Origin of the sequence: Porticoccus sp. Uisw_050_02 (assembly GCF_047729555.1) — a bacterium.
GTDB lineage: Bacteria > Pseudomonadota > Gammaproteobacteria > Pseudomonadales > Porticoccaceae > Porticoccus.
Window position 1 is genome coordinate 909,628 of sequence record NZ_CP159825.1, and the last position, 24,840, is coordinate 934,467.

At 40.9% G+C, this 24,840-nt stretch carries 19 protein-coding genes and 1 pseudogene; 13 read left to right on the plus strand and 7 right to left on the minus strand.

Annotated elements, in window-relative coordinates; all coding sequences use genetic code 11:
• The first annotated feature begins 90 nt into the window (after positions 1 to 90).
• The 6 genes from ABXT41_RS04395 to ABXT41_RS04420 all read left to right on the plus strand — a co-directional run bounded on the left by ABXT41_RS04395 (position 91) and on the right by ABXT41_RS04420 (position 5,093).
• Entirely contained in the window at positions 91 to 741 is a 651-nt protein-coding gene (locus ABXT41_RS04395; protein ID WP_415390312.1) for a Bax inhibitor-1/YccA family protein, read from the plus strand.
• A 6-nt stretch (positions 742 to 747) separates the two neighbouring features.
• Positions 748 to 1,062, plus strand: a complete 315-nt coding sequence (locus tag ABXT41_RS04400; protein WP_415390313.1) for a TusE/DsrC/DsvC family sulfur relay protein — start codon at positions 748 to 750, stop codon at positions 1,060 to 1,062.
• Between the two features lie 23 nt (positions 1,063 to 1,085).
• On the plus strand, positions 1,086 to 1,439 hold the full coding sequence (locus ABXT41_RS04405; protein WP_415390314.1) for a 4a-hydroxytetrahydrobiopterin dehydratase: 354 nt from the start codon (positions 1,086 to 1,088) through the stop codon (positions 1,437 to 1,439).
• Between the two features lie 82 nt (positions 1,440 to 1,521).
• Positions 1,522 to 2,604, plus strand: coding sequence for a tRNA (uridine(54)-C5)-methyltransferase TrmA (gene trmA / locus ABXT41_RS04410; RefSeq protein ID WP_415390315.1), 1,083 nt, complete (start codon positions 1,522 to 1,524; stop codon positions 2,602 to 2,604).
• Between the two features lie 134 nt (positions 2,605 to 2,738).
• Complete coding sequence (locus ABXT41_RS04415; RefSeq protein WP_415390316.1) at positions 2,739 to 2,945, plus strand: cold-shock protein; 207 nt, start codon at positions 2,739 to 2,741, stop codon at positions 2,943 to 2,945.
• 171 nt (positions 2,946 to 3,116) lie between these two features.
• Positions 3,117 to 5,093: a hypothetical protein gene (locus tag ABXT41_RS04420; RefSeq protein ID WP_415390317.1), complete on the plus strand. Its 1,977-nt coding sequence runs from the start codon at positions 3,117 to 3,119 to the stop codon at positions 5,091 to 5,093.
• A gap of 370 nt (positions 5,094 to 5,463) precedes the next feature.
• Here ABXT41_RS04420 and ABXT41_RS04425 read toward each other — a convergent pair whose 3' ends face one another.
• The 4 genes and pseudogenes from ABXT41_RS04425 to ABXT41_RS04440 form a co-directional block, all read right to left on the minus strand.
• Positions 5,464 to 6,717, minus strand: a complete 1,254-nt coding sequence (locus ABXT41_RS04425; RefSeq protein ID WP_415390318.1) for a lipocalin-like domain-containing protein — start codon at positions 6,715 to 6,717, stop codon at positions 5,464 to 5,466.
• Positions 6,705 to 9,341 carry an FtsX-like permease family protein gene (locus ABXT41_RS04430; protein WP_415390319.1) on the minus strand — a complete coding sequence of 879 codons (2,637 nt, stop codon included), beginning with the start codon at positions 9,339 to 9,341 and terminating at the stop codon, positions 6,705 to 6,707. The genes ABXT41_RS04425 and ABXT41_RS04430 overlap by 13 nt, the downstream gene beginning before the upstream one ends.
• A 160-nt stretch (positions 9,342 to 9,501) precedes the next feature.
• Positions 9,502 to 10,059, minus strand: a pseudogene (locus tag ABXT41_RS04435) (ABC transporter ATP-binding protein); the annotation flags it as partial.
• 51 nt (positions 10,060 to 10,110) lie between these two features.
• The gene (locus ABXT41_RS04440) at positions 10,111 to 10,542 is read right to left on the minus strand and encodes a hypothetical protein (RefSeq protein ID WP_415390320.1); all 432 of its coding nucleotides are present in this window, start codon (positions 10,540 to 10,542) and stop codon (positions 10,111 to 10,113) included.
• Positions 10,543 to 10,897: 355 nt separating this feature from the next.
• On the opposite strand from ABXT41_RS04440, the gene ABXT41_RS04445 reads away from it, so the two are divergent.
• From ABXT41_RS04445 to ABXT41_RS04465, 5 genes are all read left to right on the plus strand, one after another.
• Positions 10,898 to 11,467: an autotransporter outer membrane beta-barrel domain-containing protein gene (locus tag ABXT41_RS04445; RefSeq protein ID WP_415390321.1), complete on the plus strand. Its 570-nt coding sequence runs from the start codon at positions 10,898 to 10,900 to the stop codon at positions 11,465 to 11,467.
• 418 nt (positions 11,468 to 11,885) lie between these two features.
• Positions 11,886 to 14,120 carry an NADP-dependent isocitrate dehydrogenase gene (locus tag ABXT41_RS04450; protein WP_415390322.1) on the plus strand — a complete coding sequence of 745 codons (2,235 nt, stop codon included), beginning with the start codon at positions 11,886 to 11,888 and terminating at the stop codon, positions 14,118 to 14,120.
• A 111-nt stretch (positions 14,121 to 14,231) separates the two neighbouring features.
• On the plus strand, positions 14,232 to 14,651 hold the full coding sequence (locus ABXT41_RS04455) for a cupin domain-containing protein (protein ID WP_415390323.1): 420 nt from the start codon (positions 14,232 to 14,234) through the stop codon (positions 14,649 to 14,651).
• Positions 14,652 to 14,768: 117 nt separating this feature from the next.
• Positions 14,769 to 15,065, plus strand: coding sequence for a hypothetical protein (locus tag ABXT41_RS04460; RefSeq protein WP_415390324.1), 297 nt, complete (start codon positions 14,769 to 14,771; stop codon positions 15,063 to 15,065).
• An 89-nt stretch (positions 15,066 to 15,154) separates the two neighbouring features.
• Complete coding sequence (locus ABXT41_RS04465) at positions 15,155 to 15,481, plus strand: DUF1330 domain-containing protein (protein ID WP_415390325.1); 327 nt, start codon at positions 15,155 to 15,157, stop codon at positions 15,479 to 15,481.
• A 55-nt stretch (positions 15,482 to 15,536) separates the two neighbouring features.
• On the opposite strand, the gene ABXT41_RS04470 is transcribed toward ABXT41_RS04465, so the two are convergent.
• From ABXT41_RS04470 to ABXT41_RS04480, 3 genes are all read right to left on the minus strand, one after another.
• Positions 15,537 to 16,049: a DUF2489 domain-containing protein gene (locus ABXT41_RS04470; RefSeq protein ID WP_415390326.1), complete on the minus strand. Its 513-nt coding sequence runs from the start codon at positions 16,047 to 16,049 to the stop codon at positions 15,537 to 15,539.
• 62 nt (positions 16,050 to 16,111) lie between these two features.
• Positions 16,112 to 17,464 (minus strand): DNA recombination protein RmuC, encoded by a 1,353-nt coding sequence (locus ABXT41_RS04475; RefSeq protein WP_415390327.1) that lies wholly within the window; start codon positions 17,462 to 17,464, stop codon positions 16,112 to 16,114.
• Between the two features lie 155 nt (positions 17,465 to 17,619).
• A complete protein-coding gene (locus tag ABXT41_RS04480; protein ID WP_415390328.1) occupies positions 17,620 to 18,261 on the minus strand; it encodes a glutathione S-transferase family protein in 642 nt (213 codons plus the stop codon).
• A 262-nt stretch (positions 18,262 to 18,523) separates the two neighbouring features.
• Here ABXT41_RS04480 and ABXT41_RS04485 point away from each other — a divergent pair, with 262 nt between their 5' ends.
• On the plus strand, positions 18,524 to 21,259 hold the full coding sequence (locus tag ABXT41_RS04485; RefSeq protein ID WP_415390329.1) for a PD-(D/E)XK nuclease family protein: 2,736 nt from the start codon (positions 18,524 to 18,526) through the stop codon (positions 21,257 to 21,259).
• A complete protein-coding gene (locus tag ABXT41_RS04490) occupies positions 21,256 to 24,750 on the plus strand; it encodes a UvrD-helicase domain-containing protein (protein WP_415390330.1) in 3,495 nt (1,164 codons plus the stop codon). The genes ABXT41_RS04485 and ABXT41_RS04490 overlap by 4 nt, the downstream gene beginning before the upstream one ends.
• Positions 24,751 to 24,840 lie beyond the last annotated feature (90 nt).

Sequence of the window (24,840 nt, forward strand, 5' to 3'; positions counted from 1 at the left end):
ATATGTTATTACTACGATAGTGGTTGATTTGAAATTTACACATTGTAAAATATATCTAATTAAACATCTCAGCTAAAAGGAAATATTGCTATGGCTTTAGAACAATCAATCGTCTCTGGTTCGTTAAATCCAGCAGCAGTAAAGGTGCTGCGTAATACCTATACTCTGCTATCGCTGACCTTGGTATTTAGTGCCGCTATGTGTGCAGTAGCAATGGCCGTCAATGCACCCTACATGGGTCTATGGATGCTTATTCCATACATAGGTTGCCTGTGGATGGTGGAGAAAAACAAAAATAGCACGGCAGGCTTGTTTTGGGTTTTTGCACTAACTGGGTGGATGGGGTTCACTCTCGGCCCAATAATAAACTTCTATCTCTCAACCTCTGGCCCTCAGCTAATCTTAACGGCCTTAGGTGGAACTGCGCTTATCTTCTTCGCCTGCTCTTCCTATGTCCTTGTTACCAAAAAGGAGTTGTCTTTCATGGGCGGATTTCTGATGACAGGCATGATTATCGCGTTCATTGCCGCGATTGCGAACGTCTTCCTTCAGATTCAAGGATTATCTTTGGTGCTTTCTTGTATATTCCTGCTGATCGCATCAGGTGTCATCATGTGGCAAACCAGCGCCATCATCCATGGCGGTGAGCGCAACTACATTTCTGCTACCGTTACTTTGTATTTGATGCTTTATAATATATTTGTCAGCCTGCTGCATCTCATAGGAATGCGTGATGACTAACGATGTATGGAACGCGTAATAGAAAAAGATATTAGCCTTCTCAGTAGCCTTGCTGTCTGGTCTGAAAAAACTGCCAGACAGCTTGCTGCTGAAGAAAACATTCAGCTCACCGAACAACACATCGAAATATTATATTTAGCCCGACAATTTTATGCTGATTACGGCTTTTCGCCATCTATGCGGCCATTAGTCAAGCTTATAGCTATCAACCTAGATATTAGTAAAGCGCGCAGCATCTATTTAATGCAATTATTTCCGCCAAGCCCAGTCAAAATAACAGCCAGGCTGGCTGGGCTGCCAAAACCAAAAAACTGTTTATAGTTAACAATCAAAATAGGGTTCATATGCCAACAACTAGCCAATCTTTTTCACAGGAAGTCTGCGAAGCATGCATCATAGGCGCGCCCACCGTATCAGATGCTGAGGCAGTTGAATTGCTAAAGCTAATACCCAGCTGGAGTATAAAAATTCATGAGGGTGTCCCTCAGCTCACAAGAGTCTTTAGTTTTAGTGATTTCAGGAAAGCCTTAAATTTCACGAATCAAGTTGGTGAGTTAGCAGAATTATCCCAACATCATCCAGCTATATTGCTGGAGTGGGGAAAGGTGATCGTTACCTGGTGGACTCATAAAATTGAGGGGCTTCACAAGAACGACTTTATTATGGCAGCGCGCACTGACGAGGCCTTCAAAAACTAAATCTAAACACTATTTGCATCAAGCATCAGGCATTCAGAAGTCTTCAAAAAATTATTATCAACTCGACCTAAAAGGCTGAATCGTGCAACAAGCTCATCCGGATAAATATCGACAGTTGCTTGACGAAAAATTAGCTGGCCTCAAGAAAACATTCGCCGGAACCAAACATCCACCCCTTGAAGTGCATGAATCAGACACCCTTCACTTTAGAATGAGAGCAGAATTTCGCATTTGGCATGAAGATGGAAATGCCCATTATGCGATGAATACGCCTGGAGAAAAACGCCCCTATGTTATCTCTGACTTTCCAGTAGGCTCTAAAAAAATAAACGAGCTTATGAGCCCGCTACTAGAAAAGATTAATGCTAATGATGCCCTTAAAAAGAAGCTTTTTTCTGCTGAATTTCTGACGGCGCTTGATGGCGATTCAGTCATCACTCTCATCTATCACAAGATACTAAATGAAGACTGGAGACAAGCTGCCATTGATCTTCAGCAGGAGTTAGCCACAAATATCATAGGTCGTAGCCGTAAAAAAAAGACAGTGATCGGTCTAAACTATGTGATAGAGAAATTACTGGTGGATGACAAAGAGTACCAATATAAGCAAGTTGAAACAGGATTTACTCAGCCCAATGCAAAAATTAATCAAGCAATGCTTAGTTGGGCTTTGCGCCAAACTAAGCAATGTAACGACGACCTATTAGAACTATACTGCGGGAATGGGAATTTCACCTGCGTGCTTGCCCAAAATTTCAGGAAAGTTCTAGCTACTGAGATATCAAAAGTATCAGTAAATTCTGCTCACTATAACCTAGAAAAAAATCATATAAACAATGTCACCATTGTTAGGATGTCTAGTGAAGAAATGACACAGGCATTGGATAGAATCAGGCCCTTTCGAAGATTAAAAGATGTTGATCTGGATGATTATAATCTCAGCACAATTTTTGTAGATCCTCCCCGTTCAGGCCTAGACGAAGAAACTCTAAAATTAGTGAAAAAATTTGACAATATTCTTTATGTTTCATGCAACCCGTCAACACTTATGGAAAATATGGCCATGCTCGAGGGGACTCATTCAATAGAAAATTTCGCTGTTTTTGATCAATTTCCTTATACTCCGCACCTAGAATGTGGTGTTTTTCTTAAAATAAAAAAATAATTAACTTTTTATTATCAAAGACTTAGATTATATACTCTAAGATTTTTCACGTTAAGTAGTTTTTACTGAATATAAAGTTATAATGCATGTGCAGAATACTGCAACAAACAAACATGAAAATAAAAGAGATTACTATGAGTAAAGGTACAGTTAAGTGGTTCAATGCAGACAAAGGTTTTGGTTTTATTACTCCAGAAGATGGCGGAAAGGACTTGTTTGTACATCACTCAGAAATTAAAAACGGCGGCGGTTACGCAACTTTAAATGATGGCCAAGCAGTAACGTTCGAAGTTGGTCAAGGACAAAAAGGACCGTGTGCAAACAACGTAGTACCTGAATAATTTATCAGACTACATGCGCACACCCCGGCAATAGGTTAAATTAACCTATTGCTTTTTTTTGCCAAAAATTTAGGTTCTTTTGTTACCTAGAACTTCCATTTCTAGAAAGCTAGTGCCTTTGTTTCCCCTTACTTAGTCACCTGAATACTAACCAGGTGAATCGAAAATATTATGCATAGAACTATTTACCAATCTATTGGGGTGGTCAGTCTTGCCATCACTCTCTCTATTACTTCCCAGGTAATGGCTAAAGATGCGTGTGTCAGTGGCACTAGTACTGTAGCAACAGACGGATGTCTTATAGCTGCTGGTATGGACGATGGTACCTTCGACTTAACGGGTGATATATCGGTTAGCGGTGGCTCGTCTGGTATATGGTTGAACGGTGCTGACCGTAACACCGTCAATTATACTGGGAATATAAATAGTGATAATGGTTCACCGGGCGTCTACATAAGTAGCAGTTCCCTCAACAACATCACGATAAATGGGAATATTAATACGGGCGCTAATGGTCTCTATGGTATTATAAACGCTGTAGGTGTTGGCTCCAACACCATCACAATGAACGGGAATATTACTACAAATAGATATCTGTCTTATGGTTACACCAATATTGTTGAACACAATACCAACTTTACGCTAAACGGAAATATTACTACCAATGGGGATGATACTCCTGGTATCTTAATAAGTGGTAGCAACAATGCCACCATCACGCTTAACGGGAATCTCAATATTCAAGGTGAAACGCGACTGCTAAACGGTCGTGGTATTGATATTGATGACAGTTCTGAAATTACTATAACTAATCTTGGGACTATTACTACCGCGGGGGATGACCCGTATGATATTTATGTGAGAGGAACTACTTCTATTGCCACCCTAAATAACCGCCAAAGTGGACTTACTTATTATGGAAAAATACCAACCAATTATAATGCTGTCATTAATAGTACTTCAGACTACGGAAAAATAATTTTTAGTACCGTTAGCGGAACAACTTCTTTTGGTATATATGCAGGGTCTGTTTTACAAAATAATACTACCTATGCTAGCGTCATTGATGGCTTAGAAGCATCAAATATTACCGCAGGACATTCAGGTTATTATTCCTATGATGGAAGAACCTGGGCGTGGACCTTGGAGAATTCATCTGCCAACTTATGGGACTTAGTTGTAGGTGGCTGTATAGGATGTATGACGGAAGATACTATAGATACTATTGAGGAAATTGGGGATAGTATTGCCTCAGAATTTTCACAACTTTTACACAAATCTGCCACCGCTAATTTTGCCAACATGAATACTTATGATTGCGATTTATTTAATCAAAAAGGAAACTGTTTCTCTATAGGGGGTCGTCACACAGATGTAAATGCTAATAATAACTCTGACTCGTCAAGCTCAGCGGCAGTGTTTGTTTGGGGTAAAAAGTTTAACAAGAACTTTCGCGCTTCAGGGTTTGTCGACCAACAAGTCACAAGAAAGAATCCCAGAGGTCTAAAGGTGAGCAATAAAGGACCTATGATCGGTGGAAACTTAGTATGGAACCAGTTTGCTAATCATCTTGGTTTTCAAGTCAGAGTAGCCAATGCTTACCAAGTAAAAGATATGACCATTACCAGAAGCGAAATAGGTGAGGCAGAGAAAGGAAAAGGTAAAACCGAGATTGATGTACAAAGTTATGTTGCTGAAGTGTCATACCAGTTTAGTGATGGAGCTAATTTTTACCGCCCCTACCTTGCTGCGCGTCGTGCTATTATCAAACAAGATGGTTATACCGAGACGGGAGTCGAAAATCCTTTGACCTTTAATACCTTAGAAGATAAATCGACTACAGTAATTATGGGTATGAAAGCCAAATATAAGCTCGACAATACAGTCACACTTAATGGAGCTCTTGGTGTTGAACATGATGTAAGTAACAATGTGGATAAAATCCAAGCCACTTCTTCAACCATAACTGGACTCACACCAGTCGATCTAAATACCAGTATCAATAAAACCAGACCAGTAGTAACTTTAGGTGCTACTTATTATATCACCCCAAATCAAGCTTTTTCAGTACAAGCGCAGTATCAAGAGTTAGCCTACACCAAGACTAGTTCTAAGACTCTTTACTTTAATTACACAGTAGGGTTTTAACTACTCATCATAGTGGTGCAGATAAATGTAGCAATTAAGAGTAAGACACTAAACAAGGTAAGGTAGTGAATATAGACAAAGCTGTTTGGTTTCTAGGAAGATTACAATAAGGTAGTAATAGCAACAACAATTAATACATCACCCATACCTGTTAAATGTAGGCTGTATAAGGGTTACAAGGGGAAGAGATTGTATGAGCGTGAAGAAAAAGATAGTACTTTGGTTATTTATTTTTACGGTATCAATTCCGCTGTGGTGGTCTATGGATTGGACGTATAATCCTTTTTAATTATTCTTTTACCAATCAAACAAACTTCTAGTTGCACCATGTTTCTCTAGGCAAATCTTCTCTAGTTATTTGGCAATATATTCAGTAACCGGTCAATTCTAAAAAGCCGACGCCACCATGAGAGCCTTCAATCTTGACCATTCCCTCATAGTATGGAACAGCGGCGTTATTCCACTGCTTATCTTTTAATGTCGATATGGTTAGGTCTATTTTTTTACTGGGGATTATCAGCTTCCAGATTAAAGGTAATTGCCTACCATCCACCTTTTTAACAGATACTGGCTGTAGCGTTAGATCGCCTGGTTGCAGTGTGATTTGTTCGCCGGTGCTGGTGATGTATGATCCCGTCACATAATCATCTTGATTTTTTAGGCGCATTCTAAAAGCCATTATTTTGTTGCCGTCATCTAAATGAAGTGATAACCAATCCCAACCTTGAGTACCAGTATCGAGTAATTGAGAGGTCCACTCTTTGTCAAACCACGCCTGACCTTTAAGTTTTATAGGCGCGGTCGTTACGGTATCGACGGCTTGCGTTAGCTCGCCTTCAATACTGATAAAAGGCGCACTATAATAGTGAGACGCGTGGCCGCTGTTCGATTTTACACTAAAGCCATTGTCACCATGTTGCACCAAGGGCCCCGTCTGATTCAGCGTAAATGTAGCGCTCGCCTCTGCGTTTGGTTTTGAGGTATCGGTTGCGCTAAAGGTCAGTGTCGACGGAAACAGTCCTGTATCGCCATCACTATTTAGCCATTGCCAATCATCAATAAACAAGTTCAGTGGCAACACTGCAAGCCCCGCATTACCGACCCCGCCACGAGCAAATTTTTCGGAAAACCAATGGGTATCTAATGAGTGAATGGATGCATGTGCCATGTATATTTGATCGTTATGCCACTTTTTATCTAAAGATACAGTCGACTCATTTAACATAACAGGAGAATTCTTTAATGACGAAGACGAGTTATTCTCATCAGCTTGAGAGCTTCTTGGGCGTGAGTTTTTAAATCGAAATAATGTCCACTGCAAGCCGTAGGGATCGCCAGCCTCGTCTTGCAAGTTAGCAGTTAAATACCACCATTCGATATCAAATTGATCGTGTGTGCCGTGATCCTGCGGAAAACTCATGCGGTAATCTGGATCAGCTTTTTTACCCATATTACTCGCTAAGGCATTATTAGAATCATCATTTTGCTCGTACACGTTCCGACCAAAAACCGACATGTTAGCTTGAGTCTTAAGGGCTATCTGCGAAGTTACAACGAAGTAAGTACTCAATAAAAACACACCTGCTAGGCTGAGACTGACGATTTTTTTATTTAATTTAGCCATCGAATATCCTCCATCAAAGGGCGCTTACCGGCTTTTATAATGGGTATAGCGATGATTAACAGCACAATGCTTAAACTAACTGCATAAATTTGAAGAATTTTTATGGCGTTGATTTGAAGTGGATAAGTCCATTGAAATGCTTGTAGATTAATTTCATAAATAAGCACCCAGCTCAATAAAATACCAAAGGGTGTGGCAAAAATAAGAGCGATGAAGCATAGTAAAAAATACTGAAAGAGAGCAAGTAGCTGGGTTTTAATTGCCGACACACCAAAACTACGCAATAGCATGTTTTGTGGTCGAGCATCATTCATTAATACCACTATTGCACAGGCGAGAGATAACGCAGCCACTAGCAGCGTCACTATATTTAACCCATCAGTAATAATAAAAGTACGATCAAAAGTTTGTTTAGATGTAGCTAATAGTTGTGCGGCATCCAATAAAGATTTCTCCGAGTCTATGCCTTGTATGTCTAGTGCGACTTTAAACCGTTCGAGTCCCGCTACATCTGTATTGATGGCATAAATTGTACTTTTGGAGATTGCAGCATCAAATTGAGATAGTGGTAGCAGAATTTGCCGATAAGGATTACCAAAATCATAAATAATACCCTTAATGACATAGGCCGTTAAGCGTTGCGTCGATGGATGCGAAACATTGATCATGTCATTAATGTCAAGTTTATACTCGAACGCAAATTGCTGATTAACGAAGACTCCATTCGTCTGTTGAAACGCTTGCCAGGCGTCAGCTTTATTGTCTACTTTATCAAATACCATCGCGTCTTTAAACTGCTTGGTGGATGGATAGCTATGTTGCTGCAGTACGGTACCCTCGTAGGTAGTATTATTTTCAAAGCGCTGAAACACCTCTACTTTGGCCTCGTGCCCGATTGCCGCTATATCTACATTGCCTTCGTAATACAGATAATAATCTGTCGCTAGCCGCGATTCTAGCCACGACACGGTTGCGCCTCTGAAGCTGTCTACCATTAAGTTCATGCCTATATTGCTGGTGGCAGCAATAAAAAATGCACAGCAGGCAACCTTAGTTTTACCTGATAAAGCGCTACTTTGTTTGGTGCTAATACGTAGCATAATAAAGCGAGGCGGAATCAGCCGATAGACTGCATCAATCACCCGCGGATAATTAGCTAGTAATAAGCTACAGCCCGATAATATGAGTGTTGCGGTAGCGACGAGTAATAACCATAGCGCTGTTGCAGTATACAATATAGCGCACGCTAGCAGCGCAAACAGAATACATAACACCCAAAAGTTGCGTTGCCATTTTGCTTGATTAGCCGTCAAGTTATCGTGCGTCTGCGTTGAATGTAAAGCTTGGTTGCTTGAACTAAAGGGCGCCACGGTCGCAGCAATACTGCCGCACACACTGATGCCAAATACCTGTAAAAACAGACTTAAGAGCGAGGTGTTGCCAAACCCAATTTCTATGCCATATAAACCCTCGAGCGTGGCCTGCACCGTTGGTGCAACGATATTAGATAAATGAATACTTAAATAAATACCTGCGCAGACGGACACAAAAGTAATTAACACAATTTCTACAATTTGGCTGACAAAAATAACGTAGCGAGGGAAGCCTAGTTGACGACAAATCTTAAACCAAGGCATGCGTGCGTTGATGAGTAAATTGACAGCGTTGATGACAATGAATAAGCACACGACAAACATCAATAAAGCCATGGCCAATAAATTCATGTGAAAACTATTGGTAAGCTCGCCTTGAGGTGCACCATCACTCAACGAAACTAGCTGCAAATGTGTAGGTAAAACGGCGCTAAGATCCTTGACGAGTCCATCGAGTTCTGGCCCCGGCTTTGCGCTGACCAACAGTAAACTCTTTAAATTACTACCAGGAAACAAGCGATAGAATTCGCCAATGTCGGTCACCATGTCATTGCCTAAACTAGGGTCTTTAAGTACAACGAGTTTGGGTAAAGCGATTGTTTTTATTGATGCTGGCGTCTCCACATCGGCATTGTTATTACTGCCGTTAGCAGCATCATTGCCGTCATTAAAAGGAATTGAAAAATTATTTAATGTCTTGTCAAAAATGGATACATCACTATTGGCGATCAGTTGCGCTAGCAGGGAGGGGTGGACAATAACGGCAGGCATAGAAAAAGGAATAGCGGTGAGTATTGCGGTTTGATCACTTTGGCGTGATGAAAGACCTGTGCTCTTGACGCCACTGCTTATTAAAGGCATTAGCGCGATGGTATCGATGCCCGTAATGTCTATTCGACGCATAGAGACTTTTTGTTGCTCTAGCTGTGTCTGCGTCTGTTGCTCGGCATAGATATGAGTTGACGTTTGTGCGACAGCGATAAGTTGGCTAAAGCCGAGCCTGCGCAAATATGCGTAATCGCTTTTGGCAAGTATGGCTTGGGCATTTTTAGGGATAACTTGATATTTAACATTGCTGATCAAAAAAGTACTGTTACTGGCGTAGCTTTGTTTGGCGCTAGCATTAACGATTAATACGGTAGATAAGCCACAAGCAGCAATTAAAAGCGATGCGATAAGCATCAACACACTAAATTTTGTGGATTTGTAGCTACTCAACAGTAGTTTAAAAAAAAGTGTGATTTTTATCAAAATGGGTTTAACTCGCCTCGCTCACTAAACGACCCTCACTCAAAAAGACTTGTTGATCGGTGAGTTTGGCGACTCTTTCGCTATGGGTAACTAATACCAGTGTTGTTTTAAGTTGTGCGCAGGTATCTATCAATAGGCGACTAACAATGTCTGAGTTTTTGTTATCTAGGTTACCGGTAGGTTCGTCAGCTAACAGTAATTTAGGCTTATGCGCTAACGCTCTGGCAATCGCAACTCGCTGCTGTTCGCCTCCCGAGAGCTGATTGGGTAGTTTGTTGATATGCTTTGAGACGCCCAGAGCCTCGATTATAGTGTCGATGTAGCCTACATCGACTGGGCGGCCGTTAATAGCATTGAGTCTGGCTGGCAAATAAATGTTGTCGAGCACCGATACTACGTCTATCAAATTATATCGTTGAAACACTATACCAATTGTCGACATCCTGTAATTATCGGCTTGTGACTCCGACAATGCAGTTATATCGTTAGTTATATTGTTGGTTGTGTCTGACCTTAGTATGCCGCCCAGCAGTATTTGACCCTCATCTGGTTTATCTAGGGCAGCCAGCAGATGCAACAGAGTCGATTTTCCCGATCCAGACGCCCCTCGAATACTGACACTTTTACCTGCTTCAATCACAAACGAGAGTCGATCTAATATTTTTTGTTGTGCCGTACCGTCTTCAAATGATTTTGAGATATTGACTATTTTTAACATGTTTTATTAATGCTTTTTAGTGGATAGTTAGGCTACATTTAGAAGTTTTATTTAAGAAGCAAATGCCCTTGATTCTTTTGAATTTAAATGCACTTTAATACCTGGTGGTAGCCCTATTTCAATTTCAATCTGACCAATGGTGTGATCATGGTTTTCTACCATCTCATTCATTTTATAAACTTTTTGTATAGAGGAAATTATTGCTGACTGAAGCTTAGATAAGTTTTCATTATCAGAGAGATTATCAAGGTTTTTGACTCCACCAGCTTTTTGTTCAACGATGATGCCGATTTTAGGTGGAAATGATAAGCCAAAAAAAACGTCACCTATGATAAATCCTGATTTTTCCAATACAGGTTTAAGTCCGTTAATTTCAGACAATCCATCACCTAAAAATGACGTAGCTTTACCACCCAACTCCCCTACTTTCTCCTTAATAGAATCATTTAAATCTTTTGACTTATTTTTTATTTTATCAAACATGATATAAAACCCCTTAAGTTTTTAGAATAAGACCCATAACCAAGAGGTTCACATCAGAAGTCTACTTCACAGTATATCCCTTTAAATTTGAACCAAAGTGCATCTGCCTCACCGTTGAAATAGTTTAGGTATATAGTTGTTAAAGTCCCTACTATCAAAAAAAATACATACATAAATTACCTCTTCTCCTTTTTTTACACAATAACTATTAAAGGAAGAATGTTCAAATCCAGCTTTTAAAAGATTGGGCGGGTACTATATACAAGCAGCAAACCATAAGCCCTCCCCCGCCCCCTGAAACACGTTAAATAAATAAAGAAGTGGTAGCACCAGTCAGCAGTTACAAGGCTTTACATTGACCACCTCGCTTTTGGGGGGCTATGGTCGCCATGATAATGAGCGTCTGGTCATTGATAACTTAAACGGTAGAGAAGTGGCTAAGTCAGACTTTAGCAGTCTCTTTATCAGTCCTTCTGTGACCATTGCCTCTGCGTACAAAATATATGAACGCGTTGAGCTGCGACCGTCTGCCAGTGTTAACTACAGTGTCGCTTGGTTGGATGATCACTCTGAGCGAGGTACGACTCAATCTAACCTGTCCGTTGATGATCGTCAGATACAAGCCTTATCCACCAAGCTACAGATAGCTGCAGCCTATGCTTATAGTGCAACCAGTGAGTTTGAGTTAAGAACGGGTATCAACTCGCGTTATACCGATGATGATGATACCGAGATCAGCATAGGCGGTAGTAAGTCTAAATTTAGCAACGTGGGTGATGAGAATGTCTACAGTAGTTTTGTGGGTGCTCGTATACGAATAGCCAGCAGCGATAAGCTCAGTTTAGTGGCTGATGTTGAGTTAGGGGGTAACGGCGATGAAGACTATAAGGCCGGTCATTTAAGTGTTGAATACACCTTCCACTAGTCTGGCTAGGTGTTTGTATGGATAGACATTTGTATGGCAATACATAACTTGGTCTAGTTTTAGTATCTTTGCAGCCAGTAGTGCTTTAAAACAAATCAACCTAATCAGCACAGAGGGTCGTGGATATACCACGCCCCTCTAATTCTTAAATCTGCAGTAAATGAAAAACTACCATTTTTATCAAACAGGTAATTTTTTATATTAAAAAATTTAATAATTAAATAATAGTTCTACTAATTTTTTAATGCCTGGTTTTAAGAAATTCTCTTTTTTTACTCAATGTAGTTTTTTTACAATCTTTTAAATTTAAGCATTTTTCTATATACTATGTGTTAATAATAAGATGACAATCGCCGTCTAGTCAGTAGTTAGCAATGAGCGATTCAGCAAGCATCAACTGCCTTCTGAGGGGCCAAAAATGACCAAAGAAATCTCTAAAATAATCTATACAAAAACAGATGAAGCGCCAGCATTAGCAACATACTCCTTGCTACCCATTGTCAATGCATTTACCAAGGCAGCAAGCGTTGTAGTAGAAACGTCAGATCTTTCTCTAGCAGCTCGAATTCTATCTGCATTTCCGGAAAAACTTAAGGGAGAACAAAGAGCAAACGATGCACTGCATGAGCTAGGAGAGCTAACACAAGATCCAAATGCCAACATTATTAAACTACCAAATATAAGCGCTTCTATTCCGCAACTACAAGAAGCCATTATCGAACTTCAATCAAAAGGTTATGATATTCCCGACTACCCAGAAAGCACTAAAACTCCTGGAAGCATAGCTATAAAAAATAAATATGCGAAAGTCCTCGGCAGTGCTGTAAATCCAGTACTACGAGAAGGAAACTCCGATCGCAGAGCCCCAGGAGCAGTAAAACAATTTGCTCGCAAGCATCCTCATCGTATGGGTAAATGGAGTCAATCTTCACGTACGCATGTGGCTCACATGAGAAGTGGAGACTTTTACAGTAGCGACATAGCCACAACGATGAAGAATGCTGAGACGGTTAGCATTGAGCTAGTCGATAGTTCAGGAAAAAAAACCCTACTTAAAGACAATATTGCTGTTCAGAAAGGTGAGCTAGTAAGTGCTATGTTTATGAGCGTCAAAGCGCTCCGAAAGTTCCTAGATGAAGAAATGGAAGGTGCTAGAAAAGCAGACCTGCTGTTCTCTTTGCACCTTAAAGCGACAATGATGAAAGTATCTGATCCTATTATTTTTGGACATGCTGTCACCGTGTACTATGAAAATGCATTTGAAAAGTACGCTTCCACACTAGCTGACCTTGAAGTGAATCCTAACGATGGTGTCGGCAGTGTCTTCAAGAAAATTGATCAACTCCCTTATTCTAAGCGAGTAGAGGTTGAAACAGAATTTCGTCGATGCTATGAAATACGGCCAGAGATGGCCATGGTTGACTCTGATAGAGGTATAACTAATTTACATGTTCCCAGCGATATTATAGTTGACGCCTCGATGCCTGCAATGATTCGCGATGGCGGTATGATGTGGAATGCACACGGCAAGCTAAGATCCACAAAAGCAGTCATTCCAGATACTAGTTACGCCACCATTTATCAAGAAGTTATTAATTTTTGCAAGCATCATGATGCATTTGACCCTACAGCTATGGGTACCGTGCCTAATATCGGTCTTATGGCTCAAAAAGCTGAAGAGTATGGTTCTCATGACAAAACATTTGAAGCGCCTGCAAATGGCACCATACGCATCGTCACCAAGAGCGGAGAAGTAGTACTTCAGCATGAAAATATTGAAAAAGGTGATATATGGCGAATGTGTCAGGCTAAAGATGCGCCTATTCAAGATTGGGTGAAACTAGCTGTAAAAAGAGCGAGGGCCAGTGACATGCCTGCAATTTTCTGGCTTGATGCTAAGCGTGGACATGATGCTCAAATGATAGAAAAAGTGAAAAGATATTTAAAAGACCATGACACAGAAGGTCTTCGAATTGAAATCATGACCCCAGAAAGAGCCATACGCCTAACCATGGAAAGACTGAAAGGCGGCAAAGACACCATTTCCGTTACAGGCAATGTATTACGCGACTATTTAACTGACCTATTTCCTATCTTAGAATTAGGCACTAGCGCAAAAATGCTTTCTATTGTGCCACTAATGGCAGGTGGAGGACTTTTTGAAACAGGAGCCGGAGGCTCAGCACCAAAACATGTTCAACAATTTGTCGAGGAAGGTCACCTACGATGGGACTCGCTAGGTGAATTCCTCGCATTGACTGTCTCTTTAGAAGATATTGCGATCAAAACAGGTAACCCAAAAGCACAAATTTTGGCAGACTCGCTTGATAGGGCAACAGGTCGACTCCTAGAAACAGGGAAGTCGCCCTCTCGCAAGGTTTGTGAGCTTGATAATAGGGGTAGTCACTTTTATCTAGCCTTGTACTGGGCTGAAGATCTAGCAGCACAAAAAGATGATGCCGACCTTCAAAAGATATTCCATGAGCTATCACAAAAACTTCGCGATAATGAACAGCTTATTGTCGAAGAGCTTATTGCTTGCCAGGGAGGAAAGATCGACATTGGTGGATACTACCAGCTTGATCCAGTCAAAGTTGAGAAGGCTATGCGTCCAAGCGAGACTTTAAATACATTATTGAGCAATGTTTCATAAGCAGTCTTTTTGAGCTGATATTAGCCTTAATTGATGATTTTTCGGCCCTGGGTGGAATAAAGCCTACCAAGAACTGAAAAATTTAATCCAAAACCTATGGATGAAAAGCTAATGATTCCTAATACTTTACTTTCGATTATTCTGCTAACCTCAATCATGTTGATTGGGGTATCGCCAGCGCAATCTGAAAGATTTGCCCTGGGTGATTTACCTATACCTGATACTGCTGGTAATATTTATGTCCAGAAACTTTCTAGTGATAGTCATTCAACTGATTTTTTAATCGTCATAAAAAGCCATGTTCCGCTTCATAAGCATGCTGATCATACAGAAACTATCTACGTATTAGAGGGCACAGGGGAATTTCAAGAAGGCAACAAATACCTTACGATAGAACCAGGAGACTACTTAAGAATACCCAAAGGCACACCTCATGCCGTCAGGGTGACATCTTCCGAGCCACTCAAAGTATTATCAGTTCAAGCCCCTGAATTTTTTGGCAAAGATCGCATCGCTGTAGAAAACCCTTAAATGAATAACATAGAGATTCAAAACAAAGCCATCTACTCGCCTCTTCAAATTTTTTTCGGCTCTTTATTTTTTGGCCCACTTTCCATGTTGTATTTTCTCTGGAAAAATTTCGACATCATGAAAGAACCTGTTAAGGCTAAAAAAGTCCCCTATTACGGCTCTATTTTTATTATTATTTTAATAACATGTCTTAAGTTAACGCCCCCTGAGATCAATCAACTGGTCCCTGGGATAGTCGTTCCTTTCCTCTATGCGCTGGTTGCATTACAGATATCAACATCCTTACAAATGAATAAAGAGGCAATCATAGCTAACCCTAACTACACACTTCAACCACTACAGAAAGTTATAGCCTATGGCGCAATACTCTACCTGCCTTGGCTTGCCATTAGCTTCTACATGCAGAACCTGTAAGAATCTGTCATTAAAAACAAGCTATGAGCTATAAGTTTCCCAGTCATTCATATAATATTCTGATTGATTTCCTAACAACGGAGAAAAGTATGCCCGCCTACCTAATTGGAGAAGTCATCGTTACAGATGAATCATGGATTTCTGGATATGCCAACAATGTGCATGACATTGTGCATAAGCATGGGGGGAAATATTTATCCAGAAGTTCGAATATTACACATGTAGAAGGTAAGCCCACCGAGGCATCACTGATAGCATTAGTTGAATTTCCCAGCATGGATGCGGCAAAGGCCTTCGTTGATGACCCAGACTACCAAGAATTTAGAGCTTCTCGCGTGAAAGGAAGCATCAGCACTGTTCAGATAATAGACAGCAGCGATGCTGCAGGCACAGTTCCATATCTTGTAGCAAGCTAGCTGGGCACTGTTCCGCATACTAATCTGATGACAGAGTGTAATTTTTTACTCCTATTCACTCTTTACCGACTGAATAAAAAAGAGGGCTCTCTTCATCTGATTTGCGTGACTGTAAATCAAGTATTTTTTGCGCCGAACTCAAGATGAAATCTCGAAAACTGTCTTCTATGGACACCCTCTCTTTATCAAAATCAATTTGTTCTTTTCTGCTTAGCTGCTTCCAGTTCTCTAAAATTGGAATATGTGAAGTAGCCTGAGCAAGCTGACTAAAGACCTGGTAGACGTCACTATTATCTGCAAGGTTCAACAAGGAAGATAATCTGCTTATTCTTATGGCTGCCTCTGTTAACCCCACCTGGCCTTGAACTAGCGCTGAAGCAATCACTCGAATACTGTTTTGATGGCCAATCTGTCGTTTGGCCAGCTCTTCCGAAAGAGCGATGGCAGATTGTTTCTGCTGCAAGTTTTTTTTGCGCACTTCTAGGTAAAGAAAGAAAGCATACCCGCCCAGCAAAAGAAGTATCAGCGCTGCGCTCACTATTAATGCTGTGTAAAAAAATGGATTCATGGTTTCTGTCTTCGTCTATATTCAGCCAATGATCGGAAAATACTCAGCGTTAATAAAAACCTTTATATTTTCAAATCATCTTTTTGTTCTGCATCCGTCTGAAGCAACGATGCATCTTCTTGATCCAAAGCCTCTTTGCTCCATGTCTCTGGAATTTTTCGCTTACTGCGAGCTCCCAACCTCCTGATATCATCAAACCTTTTGACTAGATTCCCTCGCCCGTTAACTAAGCGATTTTTTGCCTGATCCCAGGCGTCTTGGCTTTTTCCTATATGGCGTCCAATTTCATCCAAAGAGTCTACTACCAAGGCAAGCTGATCGTAGAGTTTTCCAGCTTCTATAGCGATTCTTTCAGCGTTACGATTCTGTTTATCGTAGCGCCATACATTATAAACAGTCTTCAATACAACCAGTAAAGTGCTCGGGCTTACAAGAAGAATTCCCTTATCATAGGCATCTTTACACAAGGTGTCGTCATTCTGAAGGGCCAACATAAAAGCTCCCTCTATGGGTACGAAGATCAACACAAAATCAAGTGTGTTAACCCCTTCTAGCTGCTCGTAAGCTTTGCGGCTTAGGCCTGAAATATGATTTCTAATTGAATTGACATGTTGCTTTAAAAACAACTTTTTTTCTTTCGAATCAGAGGCTCGACAATAGCGCTCATAATCCGTTAGTGAAACTTTTGCATCGATGACCAAATCTTTCTGATCAGGCATATGAATAATCACATCTGGATTCCGACGGTGCCCCTCATCATTATAACGAGACGATTGAACCACATACTCCCGACCCTTGGTGAGACCTGAATCCTCGAGCAATCGCTCTAATACAACCTCCCCCCAATTTCCCTGAAATTTACTATCGCCTTTTAATGCACTTGCCAGCTGGACCGCATCTTCTCCCACCTGTTGTGCCTGTTTTTGCAATTCTACTACCTGTCCAATCAGTTTATTCCTATTGGCATTTTCATTATGGTAAGCCTCTTCTACCTGCTTGCGAAACCCAGTTATCTCCTCGCGTAACGGGTCAATAGAGGAACTGAGCGCAAGTTTGCTCTCCTTTGAGAACTTTTCTTGCTTGGCATCAAAAATGCGATTAGCTAAATTTTCAAATTCTTGACTTAAGCTTTCACGTGCTTGCTTTAGCAGCGCCAGTTGTTCTTCGTATCTAATCTTATCGCTCTCTAGGCGGACCTCTAGTAAAGTTTTATCAGAACTAAGTAACGCAACATCTTTTTCCCTTGATGCCAATGCATCCCGAGTCACACCTAGCTCATGAATTAAGTTTTTTACTACCAGGTCAGATGCAGCCTGCTTGTAGTGGTTGTGAATCCTGAAGGCCAACAAAGTAACTACTGCCCCAGCAACAAAGCTACCAAAAATAAATATAAGACTATATCCAGCTACGTCCATAAAATATCTTACTCCTGGCTAAGTCGGTATATTTGATATCGCTATTAGTGTCATTTATTCGAAATCTGCAAGTCATCTCAGGGCTATAAAGTTGTAGTTCGGGCATGTAAGCTGGCTTACAGAGCTATCGATAGACTGTTTTAAACTAACCATTATCAGGCTTTTGTGCTGTCTCTCATAGAGACTTTATTGTACCACTCAAGAGACCGAGCATTACCTTCTGGAATTTCTCTTTCAACCCATTTGGCAAAATCAACAGCACAGAAAGCAGTAATGTCAGCCATTGTAAACGAATCACCGGCAACAAACGTATTCTCCGTTAGGTAGCGCTCCAGCCAGGCGTAAAAATTGTTGAGCGTATTCTGCCCTCTATCTACCAGACCCTCTATGGCTCCAACAGCGTCATTTCCTGGAAGACTGCGGTATGTGAAGTTCTCATTTTTTTTGTTGTTACGAAAAGCCTCACCGATGGCGATCATCCCATCAAACTCCATCTTGCGTTGCAGGCACTCGACTGTTGCTCGTTCTAGCGGAGTTTTTCCTAGCAAAGGGGTTTCCGGATAGACCTCTTCAAGATACTTGCAAATAGCCATGACTTCATCAAATCTAGTGCCATCGTCTAGCTCTAAGACAGGAAGTAATCCACGCGGATTGATGGATAGGAACGCATCTTTAAGGTTTTCCCCGCCAATAATATCGACTTCGATTTTCTGGATGTCTAAGCCTTTTTCAGCAATAAACATACGTGCTCGTCTTGGATTGGGCGCTACAGCGCAGTCGTAAAGTATCATAGCCATTGTCCTCTTTGTAATTTAAGCCAAGTGATCCGTAGGGATGTAGTTTTCTTTTCTTACACTAACAACAAACATCCGCATATAAAACAGCCAAAGTAGCTTTTTGGTGATTTTTATCTTGGCAAATCTGAAGCTTTAGCAAAAAAGTTGACTCAATTATAAAATTTTTAAAAAGATAGGTTTTTTCTTCAATCCAGCTACTACTTTTTTGAAGTAGAATATTATGCGATTATAGAGCGCTCCTAGGATAAGAAAGTTGCCTGCCATGATGCGCCCACTTTTTGATATTCATATAATTAAAAAAGAGATTGAATCAGGATCATTAATACTAACTGCGACCAATCGCCTCGCAAAAAAAATACATGAAAGCTGGGCCCAGCATCAGATAGAACAAGGAATTATCAGCTGGACCAAACCTGAAATTTTTGCCATCGAGCACTGGATTAAAGAAACCTGGCTAGATTGCTGTGATACCGCAGTCACTGGGATTCCAAATGGAGCGATCATCTCAGAAGAAGCAGAACATCTAATCTGGGAAGGGGTCATCAGGGAGGAGCCTGAGAAGCCAGATGGTTTGATGCCTGAGAACTTTTCCGGTCTTGCGCGAGATAGCTATAATATTATGCAGAGATGGGAAATCCCCCTTGCGCGGCTCAAAGATGATTCGCCTCTTTTTCATCAATGGATTTTAAGATTCCAGTCAAAACTAAAAATATACAAATTTATTACTGAGGCTGATAGTGTCTTAGGTTTACTAGAGGCCTATAAAGCCAATATTTTGGCTCCACAAAATCGTATTATTACGCTCGGTTTTGATAGCATGCCTCCCTTATATGCAAGTCTACTGAAGGTAGCCTCAGAAAAAATCCTACGAGAACCAGCATTATCAAATAGCGTAGAGAAGAAACAAGCAAAAATAGTGCGCGCCCAGTTTTTTGATCCACATCAAGAAATAAGAGCTGCAGCTAGGTGGGCAGACCTACTACAAAAAAAGCACCCTACTCATCGAATAGGAATCATTATCCCCACTTTGACTGACTCAAAAAGGGATTTAGGGAGAATAGTTAAGGAGGAACTGGGCCCAAGTAGCCTTGATTGCCCCCAAGCTAAATCTTCATCTTCATACAATATTTCAACTAGTATTCGGTTAAACGACACACCGCTTGTTTCATCAGCATTGCTTTTACTGTCACTCAACTTTAATCAACTCCCCCTTGAGAATTTTTGCCGTCTACTTAATTCTCCTTTCTGGGGGAGAAATAGCACACTTTTGACTCGCGCGATAACAGAGAAAAAACTTAGAAATCTTGCTCAAAACCCTATATCTAACGCTGAATTTATTAACCAGCTTGAGTTCTCAGAAAAATCTAACATCAGCAGTGACGATCCCCAAAAAGAAAGTGCTTTCTGTAGAGAGGCACGTGATCTGTTCGCACGGATGTCATCTAAAAATAGTTTTTCAGACTGGATATTGTTATTTCAGGAGCAGCTAGCTATTCTTGGCTGGCCAGGACAAAGAGACCTCAATGACGCTGAATACCGACAACATCAACAGTGGCTGAATGCACTTGAGCGTTACATTTCCCTAGATCAACTCAGCTTAAAGGTTACGCTACAAGATGCGTTGCGACAATTGTCGCAGGTAACCAATAAGTCTATCTTTCAACCTGGTTCTCCAAATGCATCCATTCAGATCATAGGGTTATTGGAAAGCAATGCATTATGTTTTGATCATCTCTGGATAACCGGTATGGATAACGATAACTGGCCAGCGAACGTTACCCCATATTCTCTTCTACCATTGAGCCTTCAAAAAGAATTCATGACGCCGAAGTCACTTCCAGAGAAAGAATTAGAACTAGCCAGAAATCAACTTACCAGGCTGAAAGCGGCATCTAATGACACTGTTTGTAGTTTTAGTGAAACTGATGGATCTGACTCACGCGAGGCAAGCCATCTAATTGCTAATCTAACAGAAATCAACTATGAAGATATCAGTCATCTTTCTCTGGCTCCGTCAGCCTACAGGGAAGAGAGTCTTATAACTCTGGACAAAATATCTTGCATAAAGGGCCCAACCATCAACCTGGCTGATGAAACTATTCTAGGTGGAAGTGGAATTTTTAAACATCAGGCCTCTTGCCCATTCAATGCGTTTGCGATTCATCGCTTGGGAGCAAAAGATACACCGACCCCTGAGTTAGGTTTATCCGCTGCAGATAGAGGTTCCATTATTCATCGATGCATGGAGATTTTTTGGCAGCAGATTATCACTCATGAACAGTTAATCAGCCTAACAGAAAAGGCTCTTGTCGAGCTAGTAGCTATGAGTATCAACCAAGCACTCAAACGCTGGGAAAGAGCGCGGCCAGATATCTTTAGGCCAAAATTTACCTCTTTGGAAAAAATACGTTTATCCCGCTTACTGCTTCAATGGCTAGACATGGAAAAAGGGCGGATTCCATTCTCTGTTTTCGCTGTAGAACAAGAGATGACAGGTGATTTCCACGGTCTCCCCCTGAAACTAAAAATAGACCGCGTAGACCAGCTAAAAGATGGAAGAAAAATCATTATTGACTACAAAACAGGTGAGAGCCCTAAGGCTGACTGGGAGGGAGATCGCCTTAAAGAACCGCAGGTTCCACTGTATGCAGTTTTTTCCAAGACCCCAATAGCGGCAGCAGTTTTAGGAAAAATACACATATCAGGACAAAGCTTCATAGGACTCTCTGAAACGTCAGGCCTAACGCCAAATGTTAGCGCAACAGAAAAGGATTTGAGTGCGCACATAATACAATGGGAGGACTCACTAAAAGCACTGGCTGAAGAGTTTTTACAAGGATACGCAGCCGTAGAATACATCACAAAAAATGATCTGAGATATGAAGAATATCTTAAGCCTCTTAATCGTATAGATGATAATGACATGGAACTTTACATGGAACTATCGTCAAGTGAAAAAAACCCTGATGCAGCACAAAAAGAGGGGTTAGGATCATGAAAATACTGGATGCTAAAGTAAGAAAGGTCGCTCTAGAACCCTTTAGATCTTTCGCTATTTCAGCGCCAGCGGGATCGGGTAAAACAGAGCTATTAACTCAAAGGGTATTAAGATTACTTGCTGTCGTTAACGACCCAGAAGAAATATTGTGCATGACTTTTACAAAAAAATCTGCCCATGAAATGCAGCATCGTGTTTTTAAAAATTTAACTGATGCATCAAAAATAATCACACTCAATGAGAGCGCCGATCAACTCCAGGGGCATCAAAAAATAACTATAGAGCTTGCATTAAAAGCGTTAGCTCAAAATAAAAAAAGAGGCTGGAATTTACTCGAAAATCCGTCTCGATTACGAGTTAATACTATCGATGGGTTTTGCCGAAAACTAGCGTCACAGCTGCCCATTGAAAGTAATATCGGTCAACATTCCGAGCTTCTAGACAGTCCAACCACCTTCTGTCGCAAAGTGATAGCAGAAGTCCTTCTATCGATGCTTGAGGAAAATGATGCGCTGGGGAGTGCAGTAGCGACACTTTTATCTCATCTAGATAATGATCTCAATAAACTTGAACTATTATTGACTGGGTTATTAGAAAACCGAGTTCAATTCATTGGGCAGCTGTATCAAGCTCATGACGCTAGAGACGATCTAGAAAGAAACCTAAATGAAGTACTAGAAGAAACTCTTTATGATGCTAAGCAGCTATTAGCACCCCATGAATCGGAGATTGCGTTATTGGCGGACTATGCTGCTAGCAATTCTCTAAAGGGCGGTGATATGACATGGTGTCTGGGGTTAAAAAAACTCCCAGAAGCCAATGTAGATCAATATCATCAATGGCTGGGGCTCTGCGCAATGCTCATGACAAAAGATGAAAGAGCGCCAGCATGGAGGATGCAATGCACTGCGAAACAGGGATTTCCAACAATTATAGAGGGTGTTGAAGATAAAAAAGAATCTAAAGCACAGGCACAATTAAAAAAAACTACTCTGTTAGCTCTGATTGATAAACTAAAATCTATTCCCGGTATTCTTGAAACTCTAGTTGATATACGTCACCTGCCGCCCTCTTCCTATAATGACAACCAATGGGCGGTAATTAATGCGCTTTCTTTACTACTTAAAGTTTTAAATGCTCATCTGGCCGTAGCATTTCAAAAAAACCAAGCATGCGACTACACAGAAATCACCTTAGCAGCCTTGCGCGCCCTAGGTACAGATGAGGCACCTACAGAACTTGCGCTTAAACTAGATTATTCCATCAAACATATTTTAATAGATGAATTTCAGGATACTTCTTCAGTACAGTTTAACCTCTTGGAGAGTCTAACCAGAGGATGGCAGTCTGATGATGGCAGGAGTCTATTTATTGTTGGCGATCCAATGCAATGCCTTTACAGTTGGCGTGGCGCGAATGTGGGGCAATTCATACAAATAAGAACTTCACCGATAGGCGGTATACAGCTCGAGCCTCTTGATCTAACAGTGAACTTCAGATCACAAGACACAATCGTTAAATGGGTCAATCATACCTTTGATGGCGCTTTTCCCGAAAAAGATAATATCAGCCGGGGATCCATCAGCTACAGAGCATCGACTGCGTTCCATCAAAGCCCTCAATCCACCTTAAGTCAAAACGAAAAGTCAGTAACCATCGATGCATTCGTTGACTACCCAAACCCAGAGGGGTCAGCAGCGGAAGCTGCTCATATAACATCGCTGGTTTGCCAAGCAAAGAAAAAAAGTCCCAAAGGATCTATCGCTATTCTGGTTCGTCAACGCAGAGCGCTAACAGACATTCTTGTATCATTACAGAAAGAAGGTCTTAGCTGGCAAGCCACAGAGATCGACCCTCTGAGCGGCCGTATGCCTATTATTGACCTAAAGTCTCTAACCAGGGCCTTGATTTCGCCAGCTGATCGGGTCGCTTGGTTGTCTATCTTAAGAGCCCCTTGGTGCGGACTAGACCTTAATGATCTATTCCAAGTAGCTAACTATGTTGCTCCAGAAGAAAATGGTCCGTCATCAGGAAAGAGCTATCCTCTTGTTATGGCAAATCTGTTTCGATCTTCTGAGATTTCAGGAATTTCAGAAAGCGGTCAAAAGATACTCTGCCGCATCAGCGCCGTTATGAAAAAAAACTGGGAGGAGCGCTACAGAAAACCCTTTAGAGTTTGGGTGGAGGCTGTCTGGGTTGAACTTGGCGGCATCGCTTCGCTGCGCTCAAGCGTAGAATTTAGTGATTGTCAGCAATATTTTGACCTATTGGAACGACATGAAAAATTTGGCCAGATTACCGACTGGGCAACATTTGAAAGAGCTTTAGAGAAGCTATACGCAAAGCCTAACGAACAAGCCGATATAAGCTTGCATGTCATGACCATCCATAAAGCAAAAGGTTTGGAGTTTGATACAGTAATAATTCCCGGCCTAAATAGGCAATCAAAATCTAGCGATCATCCACTGGTTCTGTGGCATGAACGGTTGAATAAAACAGGGAAAAACCGGCTTATTATTGCTCCGCTCAAGAAAACTGGCCAAGACCATGACCCTCTGTTTGATCACCTTAGAAAAGAAAAGGTATTGCGAGAAAAGCTGGAAACAACCAGAGTAATTTATGTTGGGGTCACCCGAGCTGTCAAACAACTACATTTAACATATGCCATCAATTCTGATAAAAAAAATCCGAAAGAGTACAATGATCCGATAGCTAGTAGTCTGCTAAAGGCTCTTATTGGGAGCAATAGAGACAAAGACTGCTTTAAGGTCGATCCATCGGTCTCTTTCAAAGAACATCGCTATCAACCCATAGATGAACACAGCAGTGATGTCAGCCCCGCTGTCGTTTTAGGATCCATAAATAGACTTCCTGTTGACTGGATTCCACCATCCACTTTCAATAAAAATAACATCGATCTAATAAATCTAGATAAAAAAATACTGGAGTCCATATCATTAACTAATGTGGTTGCTCGCCATACCGGTACTATTTTGCATCGCACATTACGACAGCTTGTATTAGATGGCATTGATAAATGGGATAACAAGAGAATTCAAGATCAACGGCCATTCTGGCAATCACAACTACAGCAACTTGGGGTTATCAACTACGATCAACCCCTAATCCTACTTGAACGCGCTATTAATGGCTGCCTCAAAGACAAAAAAAATCATTGGATTTTTGAATCCAGTCACCAAGAAAGCAGACATGAGCATGCTATCGGATATCAAGGGTTAAAAAATGGTGCATCTCACACTTCTATTATAGATCGCTGCTTCATCATGGAGGGTATTCAGTGGATTATTGATTACAAATCAACCGAACCAATGAAAGGAGAACCGCAAGATATTTTTTTACAACGCGAAGTTGCCCAGTACAAAGATCAACTCAAACACTACCAGTACCTTCTCAAGAAAATGAATAATTTGCCCACAAAAATAAGCCTTTATTTTCCATTAATACAATGCCTGGAAACTATCCAGTCATAATTTTGTATCGAGTGACGACTAATATTTAGCTGATGGCAATCAAAAATATGGTATAAATCTCTATAAATCATAGTCTTCAAGGATTTTTTG

What these genes read in the sequence shown, in the direction of transcription:
- ABXT41_RS04480 (WP_415390328.1), bottom strand. Translation starts at nt 18,261, where the DNA reads ATGGCTATGATACTTTACGACTGCGCTGTAGCGCCCAATCCAAGACGA.
- ABXT41_RS04475 (WP_415390327.1), bottom strand. Translation starts at nt 17,464, where the DNA reads ATGGACGTAGCTGGATATAGTCTTATATTTATTTTTGGTAGCTTTGTT.
- ABXT41_RS04465 (WP_415390325.1), top strand. Translation starts at nt 15,155, where the DNA reads ATGCCCGCCTACCTAATTGGAGAAGTCATCGTTACAGATGAATCATGG.
- ABXT41_RS04420 (WP_415390317.1), top strand. Translation starts at nt 3,117, where the DNA reads ATGCATAGAACTATTTACCAATCTATTGGGGTGGTCAGTCTTGCCATC.
- ABXT41_RS04455 (WP_415390323.1), top strand. Translation starts at nt 14,232, where the DNA reads ATGATTCCTAATACTTTACTTTCGATTATTCTGCTAACCTCAATCATG.
- ABXT41_RS04485 (WP_415390329.1), top strand. Translation starts at nt 18,524, where the DNA reads ATGATGCGCCCACTTTTTGATATTCATATAATTAAAAAAGAGATTGAA.
- ABXT41_RS04450 (WP_415390322.1), top strand. Translation starts at nt 11,886, where the DNA reads ATGACCAAAGAAATCTCTAAAATAATCTATACAAAAACAGATGAAGCG.
- ABXT41_RS04395 (WP_415390312.1), top strand. Translation starts at nt 91, where the DNA reads ATGGCTTTAGAACAATCAATCGTCTCTGGTTCGTTAAATCCAGCAGCA.
- ABXT41_RS04405 (WP_415390314.1), top strand. Translation starts at nt 1,086, where the DNA reads ATGCCAACAACTAGCCAATCTTTTTCACAGGAAGTCTGCGAAGCATGC.
- ABXT41_RS04425 (WP_415390318.1), bottom strand. Translation starts at nt 6,717, where the DNA reads ATGGCTAAATTAAATAAAAAAATCGTCAGTCTCAGCCTAGCAGGTGTG.
- ABXT41_RS04400 (WP_415390313.1), top strand. Translation starts at nt 748, where the DNA reads ATGGAACGCGTAATAGAAAAAGATATTAGCCTTCTCAGTAGCCTTGCT.
- ABXT41_RS04470 (WP_415390326.1), bottom strand. Translation starts at nt 16,049, where the DNA reads ATGAATCCATTTTTTTACACAGCATTAATAGTGAGCGCAGCGCTGATA.
- ABXT41_RS04440 (WP_415390320.1), bottom strand. Translation starts at nt 10,542, where the DNA reads ATGTTTGATAAAATAAAAAATAAGTCAAAAGATTTAAATGATTCTATT.
- ABXT41_RS04415 (WP_415390316.1), top strand. Translation starts at nt 2,739, where the DNA reads ATGAGTAAAGGTACAGTTAAGTGGTTCAATGCAGACAAAGGTTTTGGT.
- ABXT41_RS04490 (WP_415390330.1), top strand. Translation starts at nt 21,256, where the DNA reads ATGAAAATACTGGATGCTAAAGTAAGAAAGGTCGCTCTAGAACCCTTT.
- ABXT41_RS04460 (WP_415390324.1), top strand. Translation starts at nt 14,769, where the DNA reads ATGAAAGAACCTGTTAAGGCTAAAAAAGTCCCCTATTACGGCTCTATT.